Source organism: Curtobacterium flaccumfaciens UCD-AKU, assembly GCF_000349565.1.
GTDB lineage: Bacteria > Actinomycetota > Actinomycetes > Actinomycetales > Microbacteriaceae > Curtobacterium > Curtobacterium poinsettiae.
Genome location: NZ_KB714628.1, coordinates 210,369 through 236,751 on the forward strand (window position 1 = coordinate 210,369; position 26,383 = coordinate 236,751).

Here is a 26,383-nt window from a genome sequence, read left to right on the forward strand (position 1 = left end):
TGCAGGCTCACTCACCGCAGCGGACCAGGTCGACGCCACTCCGATCCTGACACACACCGTCCAGCAAGTGCAGTACGGGGGCCCCGACGGCGTGACACCCGTTCGGGTGACGCACGTTTCGTGCGCGAGACCCACCGGCCTCGCAACAAGTCCGCGTACGATAGGGGACAAATGGACACGCTCGACCACCGCATCCTGGATCAGCTCCGGGACAACGCCCGCGCCGGCTACGGCGACATCGGGTCGGTGGTCGGACTCTCGGCCTCGGCCGTCAAGCGCCGCGTCGACCGGCTGGTCGGTGACGGTGTCATCCAGGGGTTCACGATCAAGGTCGACCCCGCCGTCGAGGACCGCGGCACCGAGGCCTGGGTCGAGCTCTACTGCCGCGGCACCGTGTCACCCGACGAGCTGCGTGCCCTGCTCGACACCGTCCCCGAGGTCATCGACGCCGGCACGGTCACCGGCAGCGCCGACGCCGTCGTGCACATGCGTTCGAAGGACCTGTCCGCGCTCGAAGAGGCGCTCGACAAGGTCCGCCTCGCTCCCCAGGTCGACCACACCCGCTCCGCGATCGTGCTCTCCAAGCTCGTCAGTCGAGAGACCGCGTAACGTCCCACGCATGGGACGGAAGACGGCCGGGAGGCGCGGATCACCGCCCACGGGATCGCGTCCGGCCCGGCAGCTGGTCACCGCTGCGGGCCTCGCCTACGTCGCGAACTGCCTGTGGGGCACCGCGGTCGCCGTGCGGCTGATCCGCACGAAGAAGCTCCGCGTCGTGCACCACGGGCTGTTCGTCGTGACCGCGACCCTGACCGGTGTCGCCGCGACGACCCCCGTGTGGACGCGCGACCGGACCGCCCTGTTCCTGCTGCCAGCACTCGTGCCGCTGGCGGTCGCTCCACGCACGAACCCGCGCGCCGGAGCACACTGGAGGGTCGCGGTCGCCGCAGCACCGTCCTACCTGGGGGCCGTGCTCGCCCGCAGGCGATCAGAGAGGTGAGCAGTGGAGCTGTTCGAGGCCATCCGACGACGACGCACGACGAACGGGCCGTTCCTGCCCGATCCGGTGTCGGAGGAGCACCAGCGGCTGCTCATGGAGCTCGCCGGACGGGCGCCGTCGCAGCTCAACAGCCAGCCGTGGCGCTTTGTACTGGTCGAGGAGCGCGAGACGATCGACCGCGTCGCCGAGATCAGCGGCAGCTCGATGACCCGCACCATGGCCGCGGGCACGTTCTTCGAGCGGTACAAGCCGTACTTCCGGTTCTCGAAGGCCGAGATGGACGAGCGGCGCGACGGGATGCTGTTCGACAAGCTCCCCGGGCCGCTGCGGCCGTTCACGAAGCAGGTGTTCACGAAGCGCGGGCAGCTGCTCATGAACACGCTCCGGGTGCCGCAGACCCTGGGTGAGGAGAACCGGAAGCTCGTCGCCGGGTCGCCGCTGCTGCTCGGCGTGATGCTCGACCGCCACGAGTACCGGAAGGAGGAGCTGTCCGGCTTCTACTCGGTGTTCAGCATGGGCGCGGCGATGGAGAACATCTGGCTCGCGACGACCGAGCTCGGCCTGGGGATCCAGTTCGTGTCCTTCCCGATGGAGACCCCCGGCGCGTGGGAGGAGATCGAGGGACTGCTCCGCGTGCCCGAGTCGCTCGAGCTGATGGCCGTCTACCGGATCGGGTACCTGCCCCCGGAACGACGACGGCCGGCCATCGACTGGACGTCGAGCGAGCGGAAGCGTCCCTCGCAGTACGTGTTCCGCGGCACCTGCGACACCCCGCAGCGCGGGTGGGACGACGCACCCGTCGCAGCCCACATCGAACCGGAGGCGACCACATCGTGACCGACACCCGACCCACCCAGAGCGCCCCGGGCCTCCAGCCCGTCGCCCCCGGCCTGCCGGGCCGTCCCTGGATCTCGCAGGACTGGCTCGACGTCGTCTTCGTGCACTGGCGCGTCGACGTGTCGGCGGTGGCGCCGCTGCTACCGGCCGGCACACGGCCCGACACGATGGCGCTCGACGGCACCGACGACGGCGTGACCACCTGGGTGGGCCTCATCGCGTTCCGGTTCGAGGACACCCGGTTCCCGCCGTTCTCGACCGGGAGCATCGGCGACTTCGTCGAGCTGAACGTCCGCGTCTACACGGTCGACGAGCAGGGACAGCGCGGGGTGGTGTTCCTGTCGCTCGACGCCGGCAAGCTCCTGCCGACCATCGGGGCGCGAGTCGCGACGGGCCTGCCGTACCGGTGGGCGGTCGCGGAGTCGCGCAGCGGTGACGGCCGCGTGGGGTACGCGATGCGGCGGCACGGCACCCACCTGCGGTCGATGCTCGACGTCCGGATCGGTGAGGCGCTCGACGAGCCGGGGCCCCTCGAGACGTTCCTGACCGCGAGGTGGGGCATGCACGTGCACCGGGCCGGACGGACGCGGTTCTGGCCGAACGAGCACGAGTCGTGGCCGTTGCACCGGGCCTCGGTGGTGTCGCTGCGGGACGACCTGGTCGGAGCGGCCGGGCTGCCCTTCGGGCTGACGGAGCTCGAGCCGGACTCGGTGCTCTACTCGCCGGGGGTCACGACGCGGTTCGGTCGGGGGCGCTGAGCACGGCTGCTGCCGCGTCGGGGGACAGCGGCTGAGTGGTGCACGGGCGACCGCAGGTACAAGGGAGCCATGACTCGAGTGGCAGTGGTGACCGGTGGATCCGCAGGACTGGGACGGGCGACCGTCCGGGAGCTCGCCGCACGGGGGTGGGACGTGGCCGTCCTGGCCCGCGGGCAGGAGGGCGTCGACGCCGCCGTCGCCGAGGTCGAGGCCGCCGGGCGACGCGGGCTGGCCCTGGTCGCCGACGTCTCCGACCGCGACGCCGTCGAGGCCGCGGCCGACCGGGTCGAGCAGGAGCTCGGACCGATCGACCTGTGGGTGAACGGCGTGATGGTCGGGGTGTTCGGGAAGTTCCTCGACACCGCCCCGGAGGACTTCGAGCGGGCGCTGCACGTGACCTACCTCGGCTTCGTGAACGGCACCCGGTCTGCACTGTCGCGGATGGTCCCCCGCGGTCGTGGGCACGTGATCCAGGTCGGTTCGGCGCTCGGGTTCCGCGGGATCCCCCTGCAGGCCGCGTACTGCGGCGCGAAGCACGCGATCGTCGGGTTCACCGAGTCCGTCGTCTCCGAGCTGCGCGAACAGGGCAGCAAGGTCAAGGTGTCCCGCGTGGACATGCCCGCGCTCAACACCATCCAGTTCCAGTGGGTGAAGTCGAAGCTGCCGCACCACCCGCAGCCGGTCGCCCCGATCTACCAGCCCGAGGTCGGTGCCCGGGCCATCGCCGCGGTGGCCGAGCGGCCGCGCAGCCGCACCTGGGTGGGCGAGTCCACGGTCTACACGATCCTCGGCAACCGGATCAGCGGACGCTTCGCCGACTGGTACGCCGCCAAGACCCTGGTCGACGGGCAGCAGGCTCCGGACAAGGACGGCCTCGAGATGCGGGACAACCTGTACGAGCCGGTGCCGGGCGACCACGGTGCACACGGGGTCTTCGACGAGTCCGCGCACGCCTGGTCGCCGCAGACCTGGTGGGTGGAGCACCGCCGGGTCGGCAACGGGATCATCGGAGCGGTGCTCGGTGCCGCCGGGGCCGTCGCCCTCGTCGCAGGACGCCGACGATGAGCCGCCGGTCGTCGACCGTGCCCGGAGCAGCCGTCGTCGAGCTGGCCCGAGCTGGGCTCGGCCTGTGGCACCTGAGCCGTGCGGCCCGAGGGTCGGACCAGGCGGCGCTGCACGGTGTGCTCGGGATCCGACAGCTCGCACAGGCCACGCTCGTCGCGCGGGCGGGTTCCGGCAACGCGCACACCCTGAGCGCCGTCGTGGACACCATGCACGGCGTGACGATGGTGCCGCTGGCCGTCGCCGATCCCCGTCGCCGCCGGTTCGCGCTCGACCAGCTCTGGATCGCCGCCGCCCTGGCGATCGCCGAGGCAGCGGTCGTCGGTCGCGGCAGTCGGCGCTGAGTGCTGTCGGGGGTGCTCGGTAGCGTCCCCGGCATGAGCACGATCTACTCCGTCGCGTCCTCGTTGGACGGCTTCGTCGCTGCGCCCGACGACGACCTCGACTGGCTGCTGCGGTTCGGCTTCGAACCGTTCCAGGAGCACCACGACCGGTTCTACGCGGGCGTCGGCGCGATCGCGATGGGGTCGACGACGTACGAGTGGTTGCTCGAGCACGACGACAAGTGGGCGTACCCGGACCTGGCGACGTGGGTGTTCACCACGCGAGACCTTCCGGTGCCGAACGGCGCCGACGTGCGCTTCGTCTCGGGCGAGGTCGGCGACCACCAGGCCGACCTCGAGCGCGTGGCCGACGGCCGCGACGTCTGGGTCGTCGGCGGCGGACTGCTCGCGGCGCAGTACCAGCAGGCGGGCATCCTCGACGAGCTGCGGGTCACCGTGATGCCGGTCGCGCTCGGTGCCGGAGCGCCCCTGCTGCCGGTCGCCGCACCGACCCCGGTGTTCGAGCTCGTCGGCACCACGCAGTTCGACGGCGGGGCGGTCGAGCTCCACTACCGTTCCGCAGCAACCGCGGCGTAGCGTCCGGAGCATGAGCGACAACGAGCAGACCGAGCCCGTCATGGACGGTGCCACCGATGCCACGAACCACGAGAAGCTGCAGGGTCTGATCGAGCAGGTCGACCACGACCACGCCGGTGAGGGTGCCGGCGCGATGGCGGACCACCTGCGGGACCGCATGGCCGAGACCGGCGTCGAGGACGAAGACGCGGGTGACGCCGAGGACTGATCCCCGGGGCACTTCGTGAGCAGAAGAGGTCGGGTCCCGTCTGGGGATCCGACCTCTTCTGCTCACGAAGCGAAACGCAACGCGCGGAACTGCTCAGACGCGCAGCTCGGAGAACTCGCTGTCGACGTCGCCGAACCGGTGCGCGGTGATCGACACCGACTGCTCGCGCAGGTACGGCAGCATCTCGATCACGCCGGCCTCGACCACGGGGGCGTCGTGGATCGCGACGTCGATGCTCGCGCCCAGTGCTTCTTCGAGGGCCTGGGAGTCGCCGCCGAGCAGCCGGATGCGGGCCCCGGGACCACCGAACGCCGTGTGTGCCGGGCGGTCCTGCCCCTGTGACAGCACGGCCTCGAGCGCGTCGACGGGCTCGTCGTCCTGACCGCTGGACCAGTCCGCCTGGAACACCGCCCCCGACGACGCGCGGGCGTGGAACTCCTGGTCGGACTCGACCAGGTGGTCGACGACGTCGAGCGGCGACCGGTTCCCCGCCAGCAGCTGGGTGAGGGGGCCGGGCAGCGGCCGAGCCGTGCTCAGCAGGACGTGCGCCCGTGCCGAGGTCGCGGCGACGAGCGTCCGGACGAGGTCCACGGTCGAGGCGTCCTCGGCCTGGCGCACGATGACGGACTGGGGACGGTGGCGCAGCACGTTCCGCTGCACCACGAGTCCCGCCAGGTCCTGCGAGCGGAACAGGGTCTCGCGTGCACGGACGTCGCTCAGGGCACCGGCGCGCACACGGTCGAACTCCTCGAACGACAGCCCGCTGCGTGCGGCCTCGATCACCGCGGTCACGCGCGGGGGCAGGCCGTGCAGCTGGATGCTCCGGTGCACCGTGCGGGGCGTGGGCAGCCACCTGCCGAGCGTCGCGACGTACATCGGACCGCCGGCCTTGGTGCCGGTACCGACCGACGAACCCTTCCAGCCGCCGAACGGCTGGCGCCCGACGACGGCACCGGTGGTGCCGCGGTTGACGGAGAGGTTGCCGGCGCGGACACGGGCGAGCCACTCGGACACCTCGTCGACGTCGAGCGAGTGGATGCCCGCCGTCAGCCCGAAGTCGGTGCCGTTCTGGATCGCGATGGCCTGCTCGAGGGTCTCGGCCCGCATGATGCCGAGCACCGGGCCCGAGTACACGGCCTGGTGGAAGTCGCTGCCGGGGCGGACACCGTCGCGGATGCCCGGCGACCAGAGCCGACCGGAGTCGTCGACCGCCTCGGGCTGCACGAGCCAGGACTCCCCCGGGCCGAGCTCGGTCAGACCCTGACGGAGGGCGCCCTGCGGCTCCGTGATGAGCGGGCCGACCTGCGCCGTGGGGTCGTCGGGCCACGCCACCCGGAGCGTGCGGGTGGCGTCGACGAGCTGCCGCTGGAAGCGCTCGCTCTCGCCCACCGACCCGACCAGGATCACCAGCGACGCCGCCGAGCACTGCTGTCCGGCGTGCCCGAAGGCGGACCGCACGATGTCCTGCACCGCCAGGTCCAGGTCGGCGCTCGGCGTGACGACGATGGCGTTCTTGCCGCTCGTCTCGGCGTTGAGCGGCAGTCCGGCGCGCCACCAGCGGAACGAGCGGGCGGTGTCGGACGAGCCGGTCAGGATGATGCGGTCGACCGTGGGGTGGCCGACGAGGTCGCGGCCGAGTTCGTCCTCGGCCAGGTCGACGAGCTGCAGCAGCGAGTGCGGCACCCCGGCGTCCCAGAGCACGTCGGCGAGCACGGCCCCCGAGCGCTTCGCTTCGGGTGCGGGCTTGAACACGACACCGCTGCCCGCGGCGAGCGCGGCCAGCACGCCCCCGGCGGGGACCGCGACGGGGGAGCTCCACGGTGACACGACGACGGTCAACCGTGGCGGCACGTACTGGGCGCCCTCGACGTCCCCGAGGCGGCGAGCGCGCTCGGCGTAGTAGTGGGCGGCGTCGACGGCGTCGGTCACCTCGGTGTCGGCCTCGGTGAAGGTCTTGCCGGTCTCGGCGGCCATGACCTCGATCAGGTCGGCGCGGCGGGTCTCGAGTTCGTGTCCGATGAGGTCGAGGAGCTCGGCGCGGTCGGACGGGTCCTGTCGGCCCCAGTTCACGCCGGCCTGGGCGGTCCGGGCCATGATCCGCTCGAGCTTGGAGCGGTCGGCGACCTTCGCCCCACGGATCGTCTGCGCACCGAGCTGCGAGCGCGGCACCCGGCGCAGGACGTCGAGTGCCCAGGCCCGGTTCGCGGCGACGGACGGGTCGGTGTCGGGGGCGTTGCGGAACGCGTCCCGCAGGACCGGTTCACCGAGCGCGCGGTGGCGGTCCTGGGTGCGGTGGCTGGCGGGGACGGGTTCGTCGAGTGCGGCGACGGATGCCAGGAACCGGCTGTGCTCCCGCTCGAACACGCTGGCGTCGTGGTCGATGTCGGACGCGGCGGCGAGGAAGTTCTCGGGGCTGGCGCTCTCCTGCAGGCGGCGCGCCAGGTACGCGATGGCGGAGTCGAACTCGTCGGGCTGGACGACGGGTGTGTAGAGCAGGATCTGCCCGACGTCGGCGCGGACGGCCTGCGCGTGGGTCGACGCCATGCCGAGCAGCATCTCGACGTCGACGGCGTCGGTCACCCCGCGCCGCTGGGCGAGCACCCACGCGGTGGCGAGGTCGAACAGGTTGTGCCCGGCGACCCCGATCCGCACGGCGTCGGTGCGTTCCGGCGTCAGCGCGGCGTCGAGCATCCGGAGGTAGGCGGTGTCGGTCTCGCGCTTGCTGCCCCAGGTGGCGAGGGGCCACCCGTGCACGATCGCGTCGACGTGCTCCATCGCGAGGTTCGCGCCCTTGACGAGCCGCACCGTGATCGGGGCTCCGCCGCGCGACCGGCGTTCCTGCGCCCACTCGGTCAGCGCGTCGAGCGCTCCGGCGGCGTCGGGCAGGTAGGCCTGCAGCACGATGCCGGCCTGCAGGTCGGCGAACTCGTCACGGTCGAGCAGCGTCCGGAACACGGCGAGGGTGACGTCGAGGTCGCGGTACTCCTCGATGTCGAGGTTGATGAACTTGGCGGGGCGTCCGGCGGCCGTCGGCGCCGCGGCCAGGCGGTACAGCGGGACGAGCCGGTCGACGACGCGCTCGACGGTCTGGTCGAAGGCCCACGGCGAGGTCTGCGGCACGACGGCGCTCACCTTGATCGACACGTGGTCGACGTCGTCGCGGGCGAGCAGGTCCATCGTGCCCTGCAGGCGTCGGTCGCTCTCGGCGCTGCCGAGGACGGCTTCGCCGAGCAGGTTCACGTTGAGGCGGGTGCCCGGTCCGCGGAGCTTGGCGAGCGCGGGACCGAGCTTGCTCGTGCTCGCGTCGATCACCAGGTGCCCGGTCATCCGTCGCAGGATCCGGCGCGCGGTGGGGATCACGGCCCACGGCGCCATGGTGGCGAACCCGCCACCCAGCGTCACCGCACCGCGCAGGTACCAGGCGAGGAAGTCGGGGACGTCACGGCTCAGCTGCTCGAGGTTGCGCGCGGCGACCCGGGGGTCTTCGGGACGGACGACCTTGTCGACGAAACCACGGGTGAAGTCGAGGCCCTGCTCGTCGCGCAGGACCTGGGCCAGACGGGCCGCACCCGGGTCGGGCTTCACCCCGGCGGACGCCGCCAGCCACCGGCGCACGAGCGCGACGGCGTCATCGGTGGTGTCCTGGAGGCGAGCACTCGGCATCCCCCGATCGTATGCCGCACGTCCGACGCGACCTCGGAGCACGCCGTACGTCGGCCAGGAGTCATCCGAGCGGATGAAAGCACCCGTGGCGCGGTCCGATGCCCCGCCCGGTGGATACGCTGGTCGGCATGTCGACGGAGGGCAACGGTGGCCACGACTGGGTCACCTGGGACGCGTACCACGACGCCTGGCGACGGCTCGACCGGGCGCTCGACCGGGCCGTCCAGGCGGGAGCCGGCATCTCGGTCCCCGAGTTCGAGATCCTGATCGGCCTGCACCGCGACCCCGACCACCGTCTGCGCGTCCGGGACATCGCCACGGGGATCGGCTGGGAGAAGTCGCGCGTCAGCCACCAGGTCACGCGGATGGTGGCCCGCGGCCTGGTCGAGCGCGCCGACTGCCCGAGCGACGCGCGCGGCAGCTGGGTGGTCATGACCGCGGACGGTCGGCGAGCGGTGCTCGCCGGCATCCGCGCGCACACCGGTGCGCTGGAGGACCTGTTCTGGAGGCCCGTGGGGACCGACGCCGAGACGCTGCGGTCCGTCAGCGCGCGCGTCCAGGACGCCATCGGCCCCGACGACGCTGCGGACGAGGCCGACGCCGGCTAGAGCGTGACGACGGCGAGCGCGCCGCGCTCACCGCGCAGCCGCACCTGGACGCTCCTGATGTCGTCGCGCGGGATGTCCGTCGAGGCCGACAGTCCGCGCGCATCCGCACCGGCAGCCGTCCACGAGCCGACGGTCTGCGTCGTGCCGTCGTTCCGGACGACGACGAGGTCGTAGAGGATCGACCCGTCGGGGGACCACGCCTTGCCGCCGTACGAGCACCCCCAGTCGAAGCGGGTGCCCCACTGCTCGCCGCTGACGGCCAGCTTGACGTCGAGGCCCTGCACGCCGCTCATGTCGTACCGGTCGGCGGTGGCCGCAGCGGTCGGCGCGGAGCCGGCCTGCACCGTGGTGCGCTCCCCCGCTGCCCCGACCGCGAGCCCGCCCAGGACGGCGGCGACCACCGCGAGCCCCGCGGTGGCGGCGACCCAGACCCGGCGACGGCGGCGACGGTGTCGGACGCGGTGCGCGACGGAGGCGAGGTCGCTCTCGGAACGGGTGTCGGGCCTCCCGTCCGGTTCCGCGATCTCGATCGCCTGGTCGGCCGGCAGCTTGCCGAGCAGACCCGGCAGACCGACCAGCTCGGCGACGGCGGCCGCACAGCGGTCGCAGTTCTCGATGTGTCGTTCGTACTCCAGGCGCTCGCTCGCCGGGAGCGACCCGAGGACGTACGCCGCATCCCACTCTGCGTACTTGTCGTCGCTCATCGGGTCACTCCTCGTTCCTGCAGTGCGAGCCGGAGGGCTCGCAGCCCGTAGTGCAGCCGCGACTTGGCGGTGCCCTCCGGGATGTCGTGTCGTCGTGCGATCTCCGGCACCGTGTGCCCGAGCCAGTACGCGTCGACCACCACGCGGCGGTGGTCCGGGGTCAACGACGCGAGTGCGTCGGCGACCACGATCCGGTCCAGCACGGCGTCCGTGCTGTCCGACTCGATCCGTTCCACCTGGTGTTCGGTGCCGTGCTCGCGCCGGTTGTGTGCGGACCGCGCCTCGTCCACGACCAGGTTGCGCGCCACCGTGAACAACCACGCCCGTGCGCTGTCGGGTGCCCGTTCGAGCACGGCCGGGCGCTGCCAGGCGCGGACCATCGCCTCCTGCACGACGTCCTCGACCGTCGAGCCGTCCCGCGTGAGGTGCCGGACGTACCGCGTGAGCGCGTCACCGTGCTCGCGGTACAGCGTCGCGAGCAACTCGTCCGCGGAACGGCTCGTCACGGTCACTTCCCGAGGTCGAGGGAGAACTCGACGGAGCCCTTCCCGTCCACGGTGACGAAGCCGAGCGAGGGGGCCTTCACGCCGTAGTCGGCGAAGGTGATCGGCACGGTGCCGGCGACCTGGACGGTGCCGCCCTTGCCGACCGCGACCTGCGCGTCGGCCGTGACCGGCTTCTCGACGCCGTGCAGCTCCATCGTGCCGGTCAGGGTGACGTCCTGCGTGGAGCCGTCGAGCGCCTTCGTGACGTCGACGGGCTTGGTGAGCTCGAACGTCGCCGTCGGGTACTTGTCGGTCTGCAGTGCCGTGGAGCGGAAGTACTCGTCGCGTGCGGCTTCGGGGGTGCTGATCTTGCCGACCTGCACGGTGACGGACGCCTTGGTGAGCGAGCCGCCGTCGACGACGGCGGTGCCCTTGACGTCCTTCGTGCGACCGACCACGTTCACATCATTCCCCTGCAGGACCTCGTGCACCCGGTACCCGGCGTACGAGCTGCTCTTGCTGGTCCAGGTGCCGTCGGCGTCCTTCGCGTCGAGGGTGCCGGACGAGGACGCCGACAGCGAGGGTGCTGCCGCGGCCTGGCCGTTGACGGTGTTCGCGTAGATGACCGGGCCGGCGATGACGGCTGCTGCCGCCACGACGACGACGCCGGCGGAGATCCCGATGATGACCTTGGTGCGTTTGCGGAGTGCCATACCCAGACAACGAGGGAGCGGAGCGGATCGTTCAAACGGGTTTTCAGTCGGAGGTCCGGGCGGGGTCCTGGTCGGCTCGGTCCTGGTCGATCTCGGCTGCGCCGTCGTCGGTCGCGGGGGTCTCGCCGCGCATGCGCACGAGGCTCGCCAGCGTGGACACGGCCATCGCGGCGACGATCACGAGCAGGGACACCCACGTGTTGATCTCCGGTGCCCACTCGATGTGGTGGCCGCCGTTCAGGAACGGCAGCTCGTTGTCGTGCAGCGCGTGCAGGACGAGCTTCACACCGATGAAGGCCAGGATCACGGCGATGCCGTACTTCAGGTAGACCAGGCGCTCGAGCAGGCCGCCGAGCAGGAAGTACAGCTGGCGCAGGCCCATCAGGGCGAAGACGTTCGCGGTGAACACGATGAAGGGACTCTCGGTGATGCCGAAGATCGCCGGGATCGAGTCGAGCGCGAACAGCAGGTCGGTGGTGCCGATCGCGATGAGCACGACGAGCAGCGGCGTGAAGTGCCGGACGCCGTCGTGGTGGGTGCGGAACTTCATGCCGTCGAACGTGTCGGTGAGGCGGACCCGGCGGCGCAGCAGCCGGACGATGAAGCTGTCCTTCTGGTCGTCCTCGTCCTCGCCGCGGAGCTGCTGGATCGCCGTCCAGATCAGCCAGGCACCGAAGATGTAGAAGATCCACGAGAAGTTCTCGATGAGCTGCGCGCCGACCAGGATGAAGATCCCGCGGAGCACGAGCGCGATGATGATGCCGAGCAGCAGCACCTCTTGCTGGATCTTCTTCGGCACCGAGAAGCGCGCCATGATGATGACGAACACGAACAGGTTGTCGATGCTCAGGCTGTACTCGGTCAGCCAGCCCGCCAGGAACTGCCCGGCCGAGTCGCCGCCGGCGAAGACCAGCATCAGCACCGCGAAGACCAGCGCCAGCCCGACGTAGACGCCCACCCAGATGCCGGATTCGCGCAGCGTCGGCACGTGCGGGCGACGCGCGACGATGAGCAGGTCGGCGAGCAGGATCGCGACCAGGGCGATCATCGAGCCGACTTCGAACACGACGGGGAGCTCGGGCATGCGGAGCCTTCCTTGCTGGTGGTGGGGCGGGCCGCTTCGTGAGTGGCCCGGACCAGTCTCCGGCATGATCCGGGCGGTGGCGAACCCCGGGGCTGCGTGCGGCGGACAGTGCTGTCCACCTCGCGGGGGTCCGCAGCTGTTCACCTCGCAGGGTCCGCCCGGACCGGGAGCGGCCCTAGCCTGGGCACGTGGGGACTCCGCGAGCGATCGGCTTCGACCTGGACGGCACGCTGTTCGACCACCACGGGTCGGCTCGGGCAGGCGTGACCCGGTTCCTGCAGGGCTTCGGCGTCGAGGCCACGGAGGCGGTCCTCCGCGACTGGTTCACGGCCGAGGACGAGCAGTTCGAGCGTTGGCGGTCCGGGGCGATCAGCTTCCAGGAACAGCGACGCGCACGGCTCCGCACGGTCCTGCCGCCGCTGGGCGTCGAGGTACCCGAGGACGACGCCGGCCTGGACGCGGTGTTCGACGACTACTCGGGTGCGTACCGGGACGCGTGGCGGCTCTTCCCCGAGAGCCTGCCGCTGCTGCACGAGCTGCGCGAGCACGGACACCGCCTCGGGCTCCTGACGAACGGCACGGAGACCCAGCAACGCGACAAGCTCGCACGGACCGGGCTGGCCGACGCGTTCGACGTCGTCTGCACCTCGGAACGCATCGGGTTCCAGAAGCCGGACGTCCGCGCGTTCGGAACCCTGGCGCGGGAGCTCGGCGTGGACCCGGCGGACTGTCTCTTCGTGGGCGACGACCCCGAGCGCGACGTGGTCGGTGCCAGGGCGGCCGGGATGCGGGCGGTGCTGGTCGACCACGGGCAGCCGGAGCGCCCCGGCATCCGGGAGCTCGTGCTGTCAGCGCTCTGACGTCACCGCGTCCGCGACGGCGCGGGCGACCTCGCTGGCCGAGGTGTCGGTCGCGTCGATGACCTCGGCCTCGACGTGCAGCCAGCCGCGCGCCGCTTCGGCGTAGGCGTCGACGTACGCGAACCGGAACGTCGACGGGCCCACGATCGGGTCGTGCTGGATCCGGTCGCGGAGCGTCGGCTCGTCGACGTGCAGCACGAAGTGCCGGACCGGGATGCCGTGGGCGGCGAGTCCCGCGGCGATCTCGCGCCAGTAGGCCTCGACCAGGACCGTCATCGGCATGATGAGCGGTCCGCCCACGTAGTCGTGCACCCGGCGGGCGGTCTCGACCACGAGCGGCCGCCACGGGTCCCAGTGCTGGAAGTTGTCACTGGCCGGCAGCCCCGGCGTGACGTCCATCAGCACCTCGCCGACCTTCTCGGCATCGAGGACCCGCGAGCCGGGCAGCAGCGGCTGGAGCAGTCGGCTCGTCGTCGTCTTGCCCGCCCCGTGTGTTCCGTTCAACCAGACGATCACACCAGGACCCTAGCCGCCGACCACCCCGTGGGGCGGTCGGCGGCCGGTTGTCGATCGACGAACGATCAGCGACCGCTGAGGTCGTACGGGCTCATCGTCGAGTCGACCGTCGTCATGTACCCACCCCCGGCGAGAGCCGTGGGCAGCGTGATGGTGCGGAGCACGGACGGCGTCGCGCCGGCGGTGTCGATCTGGGTGATCTTCCCCTCGTCGCCCCGCGTCACGAACACACTGCGGCCGTCGTCGGTCGCCGCGGTGAACCGCACCGACGCCCCGGTGGCCGGCTGTCCGGCGACGGGCCCCTTGCGCAGCGGCGTGAGCGCGACCGAGGTCGTCCGGCCGGAGTAGACGCCGTCGGCCTGCTTGCGCACCAGGACGAGCGAGTCGCCGGTGCCCGACGTCAGCGCGACGGCGGCGAACCGCGCGGTCACGGCGACCCGGGTGAAGGAACCGGTGCCGAGGTCGACGCTGCTGATCCTGCTCGACGACGTCGACGAGGTGGTCAGGTAGGCGGGGACGGCGTTCCACGGGGTCCCCGCGGCCGTGGTGCCGGCCTGGGTGCCGACCACGGTCGTGCCGTCCGGTGCCATGCGGGGCCGGTAGCTCTGCACGCTCGGCTTCGGGTAGGCGACGGACCGGGAGCCCGTGAAGCCGGTCCGTGTCACCCGGACGGTCTGCACGCCGGCGGCCAGGTCGGAGCCGATCACCGTCCCGGTGGCGTTGACGATCGGGCCGTGCGGGTAGGCGCCGAGGGGCGTGGTCGCGACGGGGCGCGGGTGGGTCGCACCCTGCATGATCGCGGACACGGAGTAGGCGTCGAGTCGTCCGCCCGCGGTGACTACCAGGCGCAGGGGGCTGCCGACCAGGAACGTCTCGACCTCTTCGGTGCCGCGCTTGCCCGTCGTGGCGAGCTGCACGGCCGAGGTGTCGATCCGAGCAGTGTGCTCCGTCTTCCGCCGCAGGTCGATCACCGTGACCCGCTGGCGCTCGGAGCCGTCGAAGTCGGACCCGACCGCCAGGTGACGCCGCGCCGTGTCGGTGGACAGCCAGCCGGCGCGCTCCCACCGGCCGTCGCCGTTCGGGATCGCGTAGTGCTGCGCGATGCGGGCCGTACCGCGGGGGCCGATGGCCAGGACGTCGAGCTGCGGCTTCGACTCGTCCATGAACGCGATCTGCCCGTGGCCGAGCTGCACCGAGCCCGCGTGGGTGCCGAACTCGATCCCGCTCAGGGTGGCGGTCCGCCTGCCGGTCACGGCGTCGTTGACGTACACGCGCTTCGCGGTCGGGTCGGCCGTGACGAGCCAGCTGTGGTGGGCGGTCCGGGTCACGGTGGGTGCAGCCGAGGCGGGGACGGCGATCGCGGTGGCGACGAGTGGGACGAGCCCCGCGATGACGAGTGCCGGGAGGAGACGTGGAGGTCGAGCGGACATGGAGCTCCTGAGTGCAGTGCGGATGAGGGTCATCTAGACGATAACCGTTCTCATCTAGGCGAGACGCTCCAGAACTGTACGAAGACGCTCAGCATCCCGACGAAGGGGATGGCACCCACGGCCACCGACAGGGCAGCGAAGCAGATCGCCGGCGTCCTGGCTTCGAGTCCGCGGAGCCGCACCGCAGCGACGAGCGCGCCGACCGCGAACGGGAACGTCCCGAGCACGGCGTACAGCGGCCACGACAACGGCGCCCACGACGCAGCGCTCTCCCCCACGGCTCCGACGGAGACGATCGAGCCGGCGACGACGAGCGCGATCTCGACGAACGGGGGCACGGCGATCGCCACGTCACGCACCACCCGTCGCCGCTGCCGCCCCATGCGCTGACCCTAGTGATCCGTGATGTGCGCGCCTCCCCGCCTTCCACCAACCGGCCGTGCCAGTGTCGAGCCGTGCAGAACTCCACGACAGTCGTCATCGCCGGATGCGGCGACCTCGGGACCGAAGCCGGCCTGCGCTTCGCCGACCAGGGCCACCGCGTGATCGGACTCCGCCGCCGCGCCGAGCTGGTCCCCGCGCCGATCACCGGCCGGAGCGTCGACCTGCGCCACGAGGTCCCCGCGATCCCGGCCGACACGAGCGTCGTCGTCGTGGCCTTCGCCGCCGGCAGCCGCGACGTCGACGAGTACCGCGCGACCTACGTCGACGGTCTGCGCAACGTGCTCGACGGCATCGACGCCTCGGACGCCGACCCCCGGGTGCTCGTCGTGTCCTCGACCGCGGTCTACGACGTCGCCGACGGCAGCGAGGTCACCGAGGAGACCCCGGCGCGTGGTGCGACCCCGACCGCCGAGGTCCTGGTCGAGGCCGAGGTCCTGCTGCGCGAACGGGCTCCCGGCGCCGTGCTGGTCCGACTGTCGGGCGTCTACGGCCCCGGCCGCGAGCGACTCATCGACCAGGTCCGGTCCGGGTCCGCGCGACTGGCGCCGGGCACCTCACCGCACACGAACCGCATCCACCGCGACGACGCTGCCGCCGCACTCGTGCACCTGGCGTCGCTGCCCGACCCGGCACCGCTCTACCTGGGTACCGACGACGAGCCGAGCCGGCTGGACGACGTGCTGCGGTTCCTGGCCGACGAGCTCCACGTCGCCGGGCCGTCGATCGGCGACGGCGACGCACGGCAGGCCGGCGGCGACAAGCGCCTGTCGAACGCGCTGCTCCGGTCGACGGGGTGGACGCCGCAGTACCCGACGTTCCGCGAGGGCTACCGCGCCGTCCTGGCGGGCGAGGGCACCCGCCACCCCTGACGCCCTGCGAGACACCGGTGTTCACGCTCCGAACACGCGCGTGCCGGTGTGCGACGCGCGAACACCGGTGTTCTGCGGACGACCGCTCAGTGGCCGCGGTGGTCCTGGATCGTGATCCGCGGCCCGAACGACGGCTTCCGGAACCCCGAGCCGGCGATCAGGCGCACGATGCGCTCCCGGTGCCCGCGCCAGGGCTCGAGCAGCTCGAGCATCCCGTCGTCGTCGACCGGCGAACCGGCCAGCGCCCACCCGACGAGCGCCGGCACGTGGAAGTCCCCCACGCTCGGTGCGTCCGGGTCGCCGTGGGATCGCTGCGCCGTCTCGGCGGCGGTCCACCGGCCGACCCCGGGGATCGACTGCAGCTTCGTGGACACGGCCTCGCCGCCGCGGCCGTGCGCCAGGGTCCGCTCGAGTGCCGGCGCGAGCTGCACGGCGCGCATCACGGTCGCCGAGCGCCCCGGTTCGATGCCGGCCCGGTGCCACTCCCAGCTCGGGATCCGAGCCCACGTCCGGGCGTCGGGCGGCACCATCATGCCCGCGGGTGCCGGGCCGGGCGCCGGGGTGCCGTGCCGACGGAGCAGGTACCGCCACGCGCCCCACGCCTGACGCGAGGTCACCTTCTGCTCCATGATCGCCGGCACGAGCATCGCGACGACGGTGTTCGTGCGGAGCAGCCGGAGCCCGGGCTGCCGGTGTCGTGCCGCGGCCAGGAAGTCGTTGCCGGAGACGTCGAACGACGACCAGTCGTCGCCGCGACCGAGCAGCTCAGGAGCGTGGGAAACGGCCCAGGGCGCTCCGCTCCCCCACGCCGAGACCGCGATGGTGTCGCCGGCCCGCCGGATTGCGACGGAAGCGGGGCCGGAGGGCGTCTGCAGCGCGAGCCACACGACACCGCCGGCCACCTGGAAGGCCGGGTCGCCGGAGCCGCGCTGCAGGGGCCGCAGGGTCGACGCGACGTCCACCGCGCCTCCAGGCCGGTACACCGTGTCGACGCGCGACGCGTCACCGGACGCACCAGCGTCGTCGACGGCAGCGGCGGCGGAAGCGAGCAGGGACACACGGGGATGGTAATGCTGAACCACCGTCAGTCATGATGGGCAGTGATCCCCACCACCCGACGACGGAGTTCACCATGCGCATCGGCATCCTCACCTCCGGAGGCGACTGCCCCGGCCTGAACGCGGTCATCCGCGCGATCGTCCTCAAGGGCATCGCCATCTACGGCCACGACTTCGTCGGCTTCCGCGACGGGTGGCGCGGCGTGGTCGACGGCGACATCGTCCCGCTCGGCCGCAAGGACATCCAGGGCATCGCGAAGCAGGGCGGCACCATCCTCGGCACCAGCCGCACGAACCCGTTCGAGGGCCCCAACGGCGGGGTCGAGAACATCGAGCGGATGCTCGAGAAGCACGGCATCGACGCCATCGTCGCGATCGGCGGCGAGGGCACCCTCGCCGCCGCGAAGCGCCTCACCGACGCCGGGCTGAAGATCGTGGGCGTGCCGAAGACCGTCGACAACGACCTGGGTGCGACCGACTACACGTTCGGCTTCGACACCGCCGTCGCCATCGCGACCGAGGCCATGGACCGCCTGCGCACCACGGGCGAGTCGCACTCGCGCTGCATGGTCGCCGAGGTGATGGGCCGGCACGTGGGCTGGATCGCGCTGCACTCCGGCATGGCCGCGGGCGCGCACGCGATCCTCATCCCCGAGCAGAAGACGAGCATGGAACAGATCGCGAAGTGGGTGCGGGCCGCCTACGACCGCGGTCGTGCCCCGCTCGTGGTGGTGGCCGAGGGCTTCGTCCCCGACCACGAGGACACCGCGCACACCGAGCGTGGCCTCGACGCCTTCGGGCGCCCGCGGCTCGGTGGCATCGGCGAGCGCCTCGCGCCGCTCATCGAGGAGATGACGGGCATCGAGACGCGGGCCACGACCCTGGGGCACATCCAGCGCGGCGGCACGCCGACGGCGTACGACCGGGTGCTGTCGACCAGGCTCGGCCTGGCGGCGATCGACTCCGTGGTCGAGGAGCGCTGGGGCCGGATGGTGGCGCTCCGGGGCACCGAGATCGAGCACGTCTCGTTCGAGGAGGCGCTCGGCGAGCTCAAGACGGTGCCGCAGGCGCGCTTCGACGAGGCCGCCATCATGTTCGGCTGAGTGGGCTGGGCTGGGCTGGGGGCTGTTTCGGGCGCACCTGGTCGAATCGGGCGTACCCCGTCGGTTGTTCCGCCCCGGTACGCCCGATCCCACCAGCCATCGCGCACGTTCTGGGGGAAGAACGGGCAGACCGCCGGGCGCGACCGGCTCGGCGATGACGCGCCAGCGGCATGCCGGGCACGCCGACCGAGCCTGCGAGGGAGGGGGTAGCGTCCGGCGCATGACCCGCGCCGTCCTCGTGTCCAGTGCAACCCCGCCCACCGTCACCGACGTCGACCTGCCGGACCCGGCCGAGGGCGAGGTCTTGGTCGACGTCACGTACTCGAGCGTCAACTACAAGGACGGGCTGGCCCTGGCGCGGAACCCCGGCGTCGCTCGGCTCGACCCGCTCGTTCCGGGGATCGACGTCGTGGGCACGGTGTCCGGCCTCGGTCCCGGCGTGCACGAGGTGACGATCGGCGACCGGGTGGTGCTGAACGGTGCCGGCCTAGGTGAGAGCAGGCACGGGGGCTGGGCGGCGCAGGCGGTCGTGCCGTCCGGATCGCTCGTCGTGCTGCCCGAGACGATCGACGACTCGTTCGCGGCGGCCATCGGCACTGCGGGGTTCACCGCGATGCTCAGCGTGCTGGCGCTCGAGCGCTTCGTCGCGCCGGACGACGGGCCGGTGCTCGTGACCGGCGCGTCCGGCGGGGTCGGCACCGTGGCGATCGCCCTGCTCGCGGCCCGCGGGTACCGGGTGACGGCGTCGACGGGTCGCTCGGCCAACACGGACTCGCTCCGGCGGCTCGGTGCCACCGAGGTCATCGACCGCGGCACACTGTCCGAGCCGGGCAAGCCGATGCAGCGTGCCACGTGGGCCGGAGCGGTGGACAGCGTCGGCGGGGCCACCCTGGCGAACGTGCTGGCCTCGACCCGGTGGGGTGGCGCGGTGACGGCCTGCGGGCTGGCGCAGGACTCCGCGCTGCCGACGACCGTGCTGCCGTTCATCCTGCGGTCGGTCTCGTTGCTCGGCATCAACTCCGTCGACGCCCCACCGGAGCTCCGCCGTCGAGCGTGGGACCGGCTGGCGACCGACCTCGACGCGGCGCTGCTGGCCGACGTCACCCGCACCGTCACGCTCGAGCAGGCGATCACGGTCGGCGCCGAGGTGGTCGCAGGGCGGGTGCACGGTCGCACCGTGGTCGCCATTGCGGGCTGAACCCCGGCGTTTTTTAGCAAACGTTTGCATATTGGCACGCTAGGATTTCGAGTGTCGATTTCGTCCTCGAGGAGATGACATGCCGGTCCCCAAGTCCACCGTGGAGAGCTCTCCCCGGAAGCTCCTGCGCGACGTCGTCTACGACAAGATGCTCGCGGCGCTCCGTGACGGCACGCTGCAGCACGGCGAGCGCCTGAACGACGACGAGCTGGTCCAGTGGCTGGGTGTGAGTCGCACCCCGATCCGTGAGGCGATCGCGAAGCTCGTCGACATCGGCCTGGTCGAGATGGAGGCGAACCGGTACACCCGCGTCGCCACACCGACCTTCGACGACTGGGTCACCGCGACCCGCGCGACCGCCGGGTTCTTCGAGCTCAGCCTGCGCTGGGGCGTCCCCGAGTACAGCGACGAGGACGTCGAAGCCCTCACCGCGCTGCTCGACAAGGCCGACCGCATGCGCAAGGTGCGGGACTACGGCTTCAGCGGCGCCCTCACCGAGATCATCGAGTTCGCCGTCGAGCACTCCGGCAACCCCCTGGTGCAGAACGCGGCCGTGGGTGCCATGGAGCGGGTCCGCTTCACGCTCAACCCGACGCCGCCGTTCGAGCAGTACGGATCCGAGGCGTTCTTCTCGATCCTGCGCGAGGCCCTCACCGAGCGTGACGGTGAAGGGGCCGCCGAGGCCGGTCGAGCCCTCACCCGCAACTTCGAACAGCACATCGAGGCGGTCCGCGCCGACCGCGGCTGACCCGTGGTCGTCGGCGAGTGGGGTGACGCCGACCCCTGGGCGGCGGCGAACGACGACGCCTACGCGTCCCTGCTCGCCCACGTCCGCACCGGCCCGCGTGGACCGGTGCCCGTCGACCTCGACGCACTGGGGTGGGAGTGGGGCACGCCTCGCGGCCGGGTCCGTGCAGCGGCGGCTCGCCTCGAGGACCTCGGCATCCTGTCCCGGCGCCCGGACGGCTCGTGGTGGTACGACGAACTGTCCGACGCCGACCTCTCGGACACGCTCGACTTCTGGGTCGCGCTGGTCGGCCCGGCCCTCCGCGCGACCATCCCGGCGCTCACCCCTCAGCTCCACGCCGAACTCGACCGCCGGGTCGCGCGGGCTCGCACCACTGCGGCACTCCGGTTGCCGGAGTACCCGACGGTGTTCTCCGCCGCCTGCCAGTTCTGGTTCGAGCACTCCCCAAACACCCTGGTGCGCAGCCTGGGCCTGCGTGCGTTCGAGCGGATGCGGTGGGCCCGGGTCCCGACGCAGCTCTGGTCGGTCCACGAGGTGCACACCTGGTTCGCCACCACGTCCCGCGCGGTGGAGTCCGGTGACCCGGCCGTGGCGACGGCGGCGGCCGAGGTCATGGACGGGCTGTTCGAGGTCCACCGGCGGAACGTCGGGATCCCGCGGACGCACCGCCCGGCGGACGACACCACCGAAGACCGCGTCGGTCCGGTCGGCCGTACCCTGCTGCGAGACGTCCGCTCCGGCGCGTTGGCGGTGGGGTCCACACATCGGCTCGAGGACCTCGTGACACGGACCGGTGCCACACCCGAGCAGGTGCACGGAGCACTGCGCTGGCTGCACGACCTGGGGCTCGTCGACGACGACGACGGCCGGTACCGCGTCGGGCAACCGTCGCTCGCAACCTGGCGCGACACGATGGAGCTGCTCACCGGCGTCTTCACCCACGGCGCCGTCCACGTCCTGCCCGGCCTGCGGGGCCCCGCGCTCGAGGAGTTCCGCACGCTCGTCGCACGGGCACGCGCGGACGGCCAGGTGCGCGATCACCGGTACACGGAGAGTTCGTTCGCGGTCACACGCTTCCTGTCCGAACAGTCCGGCAACCGCTGGGTGCGTAAGGCCCTGCGCCTCGCGATGGCCCGGCTCGCCTACGCGTTGCCCGAGGCACCCGCGTTCCGGCAGTGGGACGCAGAAGCGCTCTGGCTCACGCTCGACGCGGCCGCCGGCAGCGGCGACGTCGAGACCGCCCGAGCCGCTGCCCGCCGGTTCGTCGACGTCGCACGAGCCCACGTGGACGACGTCACGGCGCGGTGGGGCACGATGGGGTCATGACCGACGCGCGCGACGACGTCCTGATCCACGCCACCGGGGTCCGCGTCACGCGCTCCGGCCGCGACCTGCTGCACGACATCGACCTGACCGTCCGCCGCGGCGAGCACTGGGCGCTGCTCGGACCGAACGGTGCCGGCAAGTCCACCCTGCTCGCCGTCCTCGGCGCGACCGGACACCCCACCGCGGGCACGGTCGAGGTCCTCGGTCGCCGACTCGGACGCGTCGACGTCCGCGAACTCCGTCAGCACATCGGCCACGTCGACCCCCGACACCGCATGCTGTCGCCGCTCACCGTCCTCGAGACGGTGCTGACCGGCCTGACCGGCACGACGGACCTCATGATGCGGTGGGAGCCCTCGGCCGAACAGGTCGCCCTGGCCGAGCAGCACGTCGCCGACGTGGGGCTCACGGCTCGGCGGGACGCCCGGTGGCCGGTGCTGTCGCAGGGCGAGCGGGGCCGCGCCCTCATCGCCCGGGCCCTGATGTCCGAGCCCCAGCTGCTCCTGCTCGACGAGCCCGCGACCGGGTTGGACGTCGCCGCCCGGGAGCACCTGCTCGAGACCGTCGACGCCCTGCGGCACCGGCACCCGGGCCTCGGCAGCGTCATGGTGACCCACCACCTGGAGGACCTGCCGGCCTCGACGTCGCACGCGATGCTCCTGCGCGACGGCGCCGCGGTGGCCCAGGGCACCTCGGACCAGGTCATCACGTCGTCGGCGGTGTCGCACGCGTTCGACTTCCCGCTCGCGATCCTGCGGGCCGAGGGGCGCTGGGCCGCACGCCGATCCGCCTGACGCGTGCTTGAATGGGCGTTCCGTGTCCGCGGCCCGTGTCGGGGAGGGACCCGGCACCGCACCACGGTGTCACGCCGCTGACCGTCACCAGGGGGAACCATGACGAACACGCCGCCGCCCTTCCCGGGGTCCGAGCCGCAGCCGAACGACGGCCAGCCGAACACCGGCCAGCCGAACGGCCAGCAGTACCCGCAGCAGCCCGCCGGGCCGCCCCAGCCCGACGGCCAGCCGTCCGCGCAGCAGCCGCCGCAGTACCAGCAGCAACCCCCCGCCGGCCAGCAGTACCAGCAGCAGCCGTACACCGGTCAGCCGCAGGCCCAGCAGCCGTACGCCCAGCAGCCGTACGCCCAGGCAGCCCCGGCCGGTGCCGCACCGTACGCGCCCCCGCCCAAGTCCTCGTCCCGCGGCAAGCGCGTCCTGATCTCGGTGCTCGGCGTCGTCGTCGCCGTCGTGGTGGCGTTCCTCGTCCGCCAGGGCCTGAACGCGGCCTTCAGCGACTCCACCGAGGAGAAGGTCTCGAAGGCGGTCGAGCAGATCCGCGAGCAGAGCGACCTGCCGAAGCAGGTCGACTCCGTCACGACGTGGACCGGGATCGAGGCCGAGGGCGCCGCGATCCACTACGACTACACGGTGTCGGCGAACGTCGACCCGGCCTCGATCACCGAAGGTGCCATCCGCGACGCCGTCGGGCCGAACCTCTGCTCGAACAGCGAGACGAAGAAGCTCCTCGACGAGGACGTCGACATGCGGTACACCTACAAGTTCGAGGGCTCGTCGAAGACCGTCGACACGACCTTCACCAAGGCCGACTGCTCCTGAGGCCCGCGGCCCGTCACGCGGTCGCTGCGGCAGCAGCCCCCGCGCCCGTCACGCGGTCGCGGCGGCAGCAGCCCTCGCGGCCGCGGGCAGGGCGTCCAGGATCCGTCCGACGGCGCGGTCGTCGTGGGCGGCGGTGACGAACCACGCCTCGAACACGCTCGGCGGCAGGGTCACCCCGGCGTCGAGCATCGCGTGGAAGAACGGCGCGTAGCGGAACACGTCCTGTGCCCGCACGTCGTCGTAGTTGCGCGGTGCCTGCTCGGTGAACGCGAACGAGAACAGGTTGCCGGCGTGCTGCACGGTGTGGGCGACGCCCGCGGCCGACAGTGCCTCGCTCGTGGCGGTCGCGATGGTCGACGCCGTGCGGTCGAGGTGCTCGTACACCTCGGCCGTCGCGGCGCGGAGCGTGGCGGTGCCGGCAGCGACCGCGAGCGGGTTGCCGGAGAGCGTGCCCGCCTGGTACACCGGCCCGAGCGGGGCGAGGAAGTCCATCACCTCGCGCCGACCACCGAGGGCGGCGAGGGGCATGCCACCACCGATGACCTTGCCGAACGTGATGAGGTCGGGCTTCCACCCGGCGCCGTCCGGCACGACCTTGGACGCCTCGAGGCCCCACCAGCCTGCAGCTCCGACCCGGAACCCGGTCAGGACCTCGTCGACGATGAGCAGCGCCCCGTGCGCCTGCGTGATCTGCGCCAGTGCCCGGTTGAAGCCGCGTTCGGGAGCCAGCACGCCCATGTTCGCGGCGGCCGACTCGACGATCACGGCGGCGATCCGCTCGGAGTGCTCGTCGAAGGCCCGGCGGACGGCGTCGAGGTCGTTGTACGGCAGCACGAGGGTCTGCGCGGCGGTCTCGGCGGTGATGCCCGCGCTGCCCGGCATGGCCAGGGTCGCGACACCCGAACCGGCCTCGGCCAGCAGGGAGTCCGAGTGGCCGTGGTAGTGCCCGGCGAACTTCACGAGCAGGTCGCGGCCGGTGTACCCGCGGGCCAGTCGGATCGCGGTCATCGTGGCCTCGGTGCCGGTCGACACCATGCGGAGCTTCTCGATGGGGCCGTCGCCGTCCACCGACACCCGCTGCTTCACGAGTTCGGCCAGCTCGGTCTCGCCCGGGGTCGACGCCCCGAACGACAGTCCGCGCGCGGCGGCCTGCTGCACGGCCTCGACCGTGCCGGGGTGGGCGTGCCCGAGGATCGCTGGCCCCCACGACGCGACGAGGTCGACGTACTCGCGACCCTCGGCGTCGGTGACGTAGGCGCCCTTCGCGGACACCAGGAAGCGCGGGGTGCCGCCGACCGACCCGTAGGCGCGGACCGGGGAGTTCACGCCACCGGGGATCGCGTTCTTGGCGCGGCCGAAGAGCTGGTCGTTCGTGGTCATTCGGGGGCCTTCCCGGTCGAGGCGATGCCGGCGACGTCGGCGGTGCTGCCCGAGGTGCGGAGGCCCGCTTCCTCGTTGAGCTTCCGCGCGATGTCGACGGCGAAGTAGGTCAGGATCGCGTCGGCACCGGCGCGCTTGATGCCGACGAGCGACTCCATCGCGGCTGCGTCGCGGTCGATCCAGCCGTTCTGCGCTGCTGCGGTGATCATCGCGTACTCGCCCGAGATCTGGTACGCCCAGACCGGGACCGGCGAGGTCGCCGCGGTCTCGGCGAGCACGTCGAGGTAGCTCATCGCGGGCTTCACCATCACGATGTCGGCACCCTCGTCGACGTCGAGTGCGACCTCGCGCAGGCCCTGACGACCGTTCGCGGCGTCGATCTGGTAGGTCCGACGGTCACCGACGAGCGACGACGACACCGCCTCACGGAAGGGACCGTAGAACGCCGAGGCGTACTTCGCGGCGTAGGCGAGCAGCGCGGTGCCGCTGTGCCCGGCACCGTCGAGGGCGTCACGTGCGGCGGCGATCTGGCCGTCCATCATGCCGCTCATGCAGACGAGCTCGGCACCGGCCTCGGCCTGCGCGACCGCCATGTCGCGGTAGCGCAGCAACGTGGCGTCGTTGTCGACGGAGCCGTCGGCGGCCAGCACGCCGCAGTGCCCGTGGTCGGTGAACTCGTCGAGGCACAGGTCGGACTGCACCACGAGGGCGTCCCCCACCTCTTGCCGAGCCACGCGGATCGCCACGTTGAGGATGCCGTCCGGATCGGTCGCACCGGAGCCGTCGGCGTCCTTCGTGGTCGGCACGGCGAACAGGTTCACGCCACCCACACCGACCGACGCGGCGTCGACCAGCGCACGGCGGAACGAGTCGAGGGAGTGCTGCTGCACACCCGGCATGCTCGAGATGTCCACGGCGTCGGTCGCGCCTTCGCGGATGAACATCGGCAGCACGAGCTCGGCGGGGTGGAGCCGGGTCTCGGCCACGAGTCGTCGCATCGCAGGGGTGGCGCGGAGCCGACGGGGGCGGACCTGGGGGAAGCGTCCAGTCACGGGTGACCTTCCTGGTGGGGGGTGGTGGGGTTCAGTGCCGCGACGACGGCGTCGAGCAGGGCTTCTGCGGACCGGTCGTGTGCGACGGCGTGCACGGGCAGGCCGGCGGCACGTGCGTCGGTTGCGGTCCCGGGGCCGATGCAGGCCACGGTGGTGCGGGGGTCGAGCGGGGTCATCCGGCGGGCGATCTCGCGGGCGACGCTGCCGCTCGTCACGAGCACCGCAGCGGGCGCCGTTTCGAAGGTGATCGGCTCGTCGCCGGTCCCCACGGTACGGTACGCGACCACGTCGTCCACGTCGATGCCGCGGGCACGCAGGCCGTCGACGAGCGTGGGTGCCGCGATCTCGGAGCGGGGGAACAGCACGGTGCCGTCGGTGTCCGGCAGCTCCTGCACCAGTCCGGCGGCGGACGTCTCGGCCGGGACCAGGTCGACGACCCAGCCCGCAGCGCGCGCGGCACGGGCGGTCGGCTCGCCGACCGCGGCGACGCGCACCCCGGCCGGGAGGCCCGCCACGCGTCCCGCCAGGACCGTCACGGCCGTCGCACTGGTCACCACGACCCATGCGTAACCAGCCACGTTGGTTCCGTCACCGACAGAACCGGGTGATCCGGGCCTCCCGGCCGCACCGGAGGCGACCAGTCGCCGGACCGCAGCGTCGAGCGCGGAGGGGTCCGACGGCGGAGCGTCCGTGATGAGGGGGACGACGACGGGGGCGAGCCCACGGGCCCGGGCGGCCGCGGCG

Annotated in this window: 29 protein-coding genes; 17 read left to right on the forward strand and 12 right to left on the reverse strand. The window is 72.2% G+C overall.

The window, feature by feature from the left end:
• Positions 1–171 precede the first annotated feature (171 nt).
• The 8 genes from H489_RS30950 to H489_RS30985 all read left to right on the forward strand — a co-directional run bounded on the left by H489_RS30950 (position 172) and on the right by H489_RS30985 (position 4,785).
• Positions 172–609, forward strand: a complete 438-nt coding sequence (locus H489_RS30950; RefSeq protein ID WP_017887694.1) for an Lrp/AsnC family transcriptional regulator — start codon at positions 172–174, stop codon at positions 607–609.
• 10 nt (positions 610–619) lie between these two features.
• Complete coding sequence (locus tag H489_RS37815) at positions 620–1,000, forward strand: hypothetical protein (protein WP_017887695.1); 381 nt, start codon at positions 620–622, stop codon at positions 998–1,000.
• A gap of 3 nt (positions 1,001–1,003) precedes the next feature.
• Entirely contained in the window at positions 1,004–1,837 is an 834-nt protein-coding gene (locus H489_RS30960; RefSeq protein WP_017887696.1) for a nitroreductase family protein, read from the forward strand.
• Positions 1,834–2,595 (forward strand): YqjF family protein, encoded by a 762-nt coding sequence (locus H489_RS30965; protein WP_017887697.1) that lies wholly within the window; start codon positions 1,834–1,836, stop codon positions 2,593–2,595. Before H489_RS30960 ends, H489_RS30965 begins: the two co-directional genes overlap by 4 nt.
• Positions 2,596–2,664: 69 nt before the next feature.
• Entirely contained in the window at positions 2,665–3,660 is a 996-nt protein-coding gene (locus tag H489_RS30970) for an SDR family oxidoreductase (protein WP_031260052.1), read from the forward strand.
• The gene (locus H489_RS30975) at positions 3,657–4,001 is read left to right on the forward strand and encodes a hypothetical protein (RefSeq protein WP_017887699.1); all 345 of its coding nucleotides are present in this window, start codon (positions 3,657–3,659) and stop codon (positions 3,999–4,001) included. The genes H489_RS30970 and H489_RS30975 overlap by 4 nt, the downstream gene beginning before the upstream one ends.
• Before the next feature lie 33 nt (positions 4,002–4,034).
• Positions 4,035–4,577 (forward strand): dihydrofolate reductase family protein, encoded by a 543-nt coding sequence (locus H489_RS30980; RefSeq protein WP_031260054.1) that lies wholly within the window; start codon positions 4,035–4,037, stop codon positions 4,575–4,577.
• A 10-nt stretch (positions 4,578–4,587) separates the two neighbouring features.
• On the forward strand, positions 4,588–4,785 hold the full coding sequence (locus tag H489_RS30985; protein WP_017887701.1) for a hypothetical protein: 198 nt from the start codon (positions 4,588–4,590) through the stop codon (positions 4,783–4,785).
• Positions 4,786–4,878: 93 nt separating this feature from the next.
• Here H489_RS30985 and H489_RS30990 read toward each other — a convergent pair whose 3' ends face one another.
• Positions 4,879–8,448: a bifunctional proline dehydrogenase/L-glutamate gamma-semialdehyde dehydrogenase gene (locus H489_RS30990; protein ID WP_017887702.1), complete on the reverse strand. Its 3,570-nt coding sequence runs from the start codon at positions 8,446–8,448 to the stop codon at positions 4,879–4,881.
• Positions 8,449–8,576: 128 nt separating this feature from the next.
• Here H489_RS30990 and H489_RS30995 point away from each other — a divergent pair, with 128 nt between their 5' ends.
• A complete protein-coding gene (locus H489_RS30995; protein ID WP_017887703.1) occupies positions 8,577–9,056 on the forward strand; it encodes a MarR family winged helix-turn-helix transcriptional regulator in 480 nt (159 codons plus the stop codon).
• Here the strand turns inward: H489_RS30995 and H489_RS31000 are convergent.
• Genes H489_RS31000 through H489_RS31015 form a run of 4 tightly spaced genes read right to left on the reverse strand, consistent with a single transcriptional unit; the run spans position 9,053 to position 12,042 of the window.
• Positions 9,053–9,760, reverse strand: a complete 708-nt coding sequence (locus H489_RS31000) for a zf-HC2 domain-containing protein (RefSeq protein WP_017887704.1) — start codon at positions 9,758–9,760, stop codon at positions 9,053–9,055. The genes H489_RS30995 and H489_RS31000 overlap by 4 nt on opposite strands.
• Positions 9,757–10,272, reverse strand: coding sequence for a sigma-70 family RNA polymerase sigma factor (locus H489_RS31005; protein WP_017887705.1), 516 nt, complete (start codon positions 10,270–10,272; stop codon positions 9,757–9,759). Before H489_RS31005 ends, H489_RS31000 begins: the two co-directional genes overlap by 4 nt.
• Positions 10,269–10,958 carry a YceI family protein gene (locus H489_RS31010; RefSeq protein WP_017887706.1) on the reverse strand — a complete coding sequence of 230 codons (690 nt, stop codon included), beginning with the start codon at positions 10,956–10,958 and terminating at the stop codon, positions 10,269–10,271. Before H489_RS31010 ends, H489_RS31005 begins: the two co-directional genes overlap by 4 nt.
• A 43-nt stretch (positions 10,959–11,001) precedes the next feature.
• Entirely contained in the window at positions 11,002–12,042 is a 1,041-nt protein-coding gene (locus H489_RS31015; RefSeq protein WP_017887707.1) for a TerC family protein, read from the reverse strand.
• A gap of 188 nt (positions 12,043–12,230) precedes the next feature.
• On the opposite strand from H489_RS31015, the gene H489_RS31020 reads away from it, so the two are divergent.
• Complete coding sequence (locus tag H489_RS31020; protein WP_017887708.1) at positions 12,231–12,902, forward strand: HAD family hydrolase; 672 nt, start codon at positions 12,231–12,233, stop codon at positions 12,900–12,902.
• Here H489_RS31020 and H489_RS31025 read toward each other — a convergent pair.
• The 3 genes from H489_RS31025 to H489_RS31035 form a co-directional block, all read right to left on the reverse strand.
• A complete protein-coding gene (locus H489_RS31025; protein ID WP_017887709.1) occupies positions 12,891–13,418 on the reverse strand; it encodes an AAA family ATPase in 528 nt (175 codons plus the stop codon). The genes H489_RS31020 and H489_RS31025 overlap by 12 nt on opposite strands.
• A 65-nt stretch (positions 13,419–13,483) precedes the next feature.
• Positions 13,484–14,848 (reverse strand): hypothetical protein, encoded by a 1,365-nt coding sequence (locus H489_RS31030; RefSeq protein ID WP_017887710.1) that lies wholly within the window; start codon positions 14,846–14,848, stop codon positions 13,484–13,486.
• A 50-nt stretch (positions 14,849–14,898) separates the two neighbouring features.
• On the reverse strand, positions 14,899–15,231 hold the full coding sequence (locus tag H489_RS31035; protein WP_020381114.1) for a hypothetical protein: 333 nt from the start codon (positions 15,229–15,231) through the stop codon (positions 14,899–14,901).
• A gap of 72 nt (positions 15,232–15,303) precedes the next feature.
• On the opposite strand from H489_RS31035, the gene H489_RS31040 reads away from it, so the two are divergent.
• Complete coding sequence (locus H489_RS31040) at positions 15,304–16,161, forward strand: NAD-dependent epimerase/dehydratase family protein (protein WP_017887711.1); 858 nt, start codon at positions 15,304–15,306, stop codon at positions 16,159–16,161.
• Positions 16,162–16,247: 86 nt separating this feature from the next.
• On the opposite strand, the gene H489_RS31045 is transcribed toward H489_RS31040, so the two are convergent.
• Positions 16,248–17,219, reverse strand: a complete 972-nt coding sequence (locus H489_RS31045) for a DNA-3-methyladenine glycosylase family protein (RefSeq protein ID WP_017887712.1) — start codon at positions 17,217–17,219, stop codon at positions 16,248–16,250.
• A 74-nt stretch (positions 17,220–17,293) separates the two neighbouring features.
• Here H489_RS31045 and H489_RS31050 point away from each other — a divergent pair, with 74 nt between their 5' ends.
• From H489_RS31050 to H489_RS36960, 6 genes are all read left to right on the forward strand, one after another.
• On the forward strand, positions 17,294–18,322 hold the full coding sequence (locus H489_RS31050) for a 6-phosphofructokinase (protein ID WP_031260061.1): 1,029 nt from the start codon (positions 17,294–17,296) through the stop codon (positions 18,320–18,322).
• 220 nt (positions 18,323–18,542) lie between these two features.
• Positions 18,543–19,520, forward strand: coding sequence for an MDR family oxidoreductase (locus H489_RS31055; protein WP_017887714.1), 978 nt, complete (start codon positions 18,543–18,545; stop codon positions 19,518–19,520).
• Between the two features lie 79 nt (positions 19,521–19,599).
• On the forward strand, positions 19,600–20,268 hold the full coding sequence (locus H489_RS36955) for a GntR family transcriptional regulator (protein WP_017887715.1): 669 nt from the start codon (positions 19,600–19,602) through the stop codon (positions 20,266–20,268).
• Between the two features lie 3 nt (positions 20,269–20,271).
• Positions 20,272–21,594: a hypothetical protein gene (locus H489_RS31065; RefSeq protein ID WP_017887716.1), complete on the forward strand. Its 1,323-nt coding sequence runs from the start codon at positions 20,272–20,274 to the stop codon at positions 21,592–21,594.
• On the forward strand, positions 21,591–22,388 hold the full coding sequence (locus tag H489_RS31070; protein WP_017887717.1) for an ABC transporter ATP-binding protein: 798 nt from the start codon (positions 21,591–21,593) through the stop codon (positions 22,386–22,388). The genes H489_RS31065 and H489_RS31070 overlap by 4 nt, the downstream gene beginning before the upstream one ends.
• Before the next feature lie 99 nt (positions 22,389–22,487).
• Positions 22,488–23,207, forward strand: a complete 720-nt coding sequence (locus H489_RS36960) for a hypothetical protein (protein WP_017887718.1) — start codon at positions 22,488–22,490, stop codon at positions 23,205–23,207.
• Positions 23,208–23,255: 48 nt separating this feature from the next.
• Here the strand turns inward: H489_RS36960 and hemL are convergent, their stop codons facing one another.
• The 3 genes from hemL to H489_RS0119480 are packed head-to-tail and all read right to left on the reverse strand — an operon-like array spanning position 23,256 to position 26,217.
• A complete protein-coding gene (gene hemL / locus H489_RS31080) occupies positions 23,256–24,587 on the reverse strand; it encodes a glutamate-1-semialdehyde 2,1-aminomutase (protein ID WP_017887719.1) in 1,332 nt (443 codons plus the stop codon).
• Positions 24,584–25,639, reverse strand: a complete 1,056-nt coding sequence (gene hemB, locus H489_RS31085) for a porphobilinogen synthase (protein WP_081612315.1) — start codon at positions 25,637–25,639, stop codon at positions 24,584–24,586. Before hemB ends, hemL begins: the two co-directional genes overlap by 4 nt.
• Positions 25,636–26,217, reverse strand: coding sequence for a uroporphyrinogen-III synthase (locus tag H489_RS0119480; RefSeq protein ID WP_235045685.1), 582 nt, complete (start codon positions 26,215–26,217; stop codon positions 25,636–25,638). Before H489_RS0119480 ends, hemB begins: the two co-directional genes overlap by 4 nt.
• Positions 26,218–26,383 lie beyond the last annotated feature (166 nt).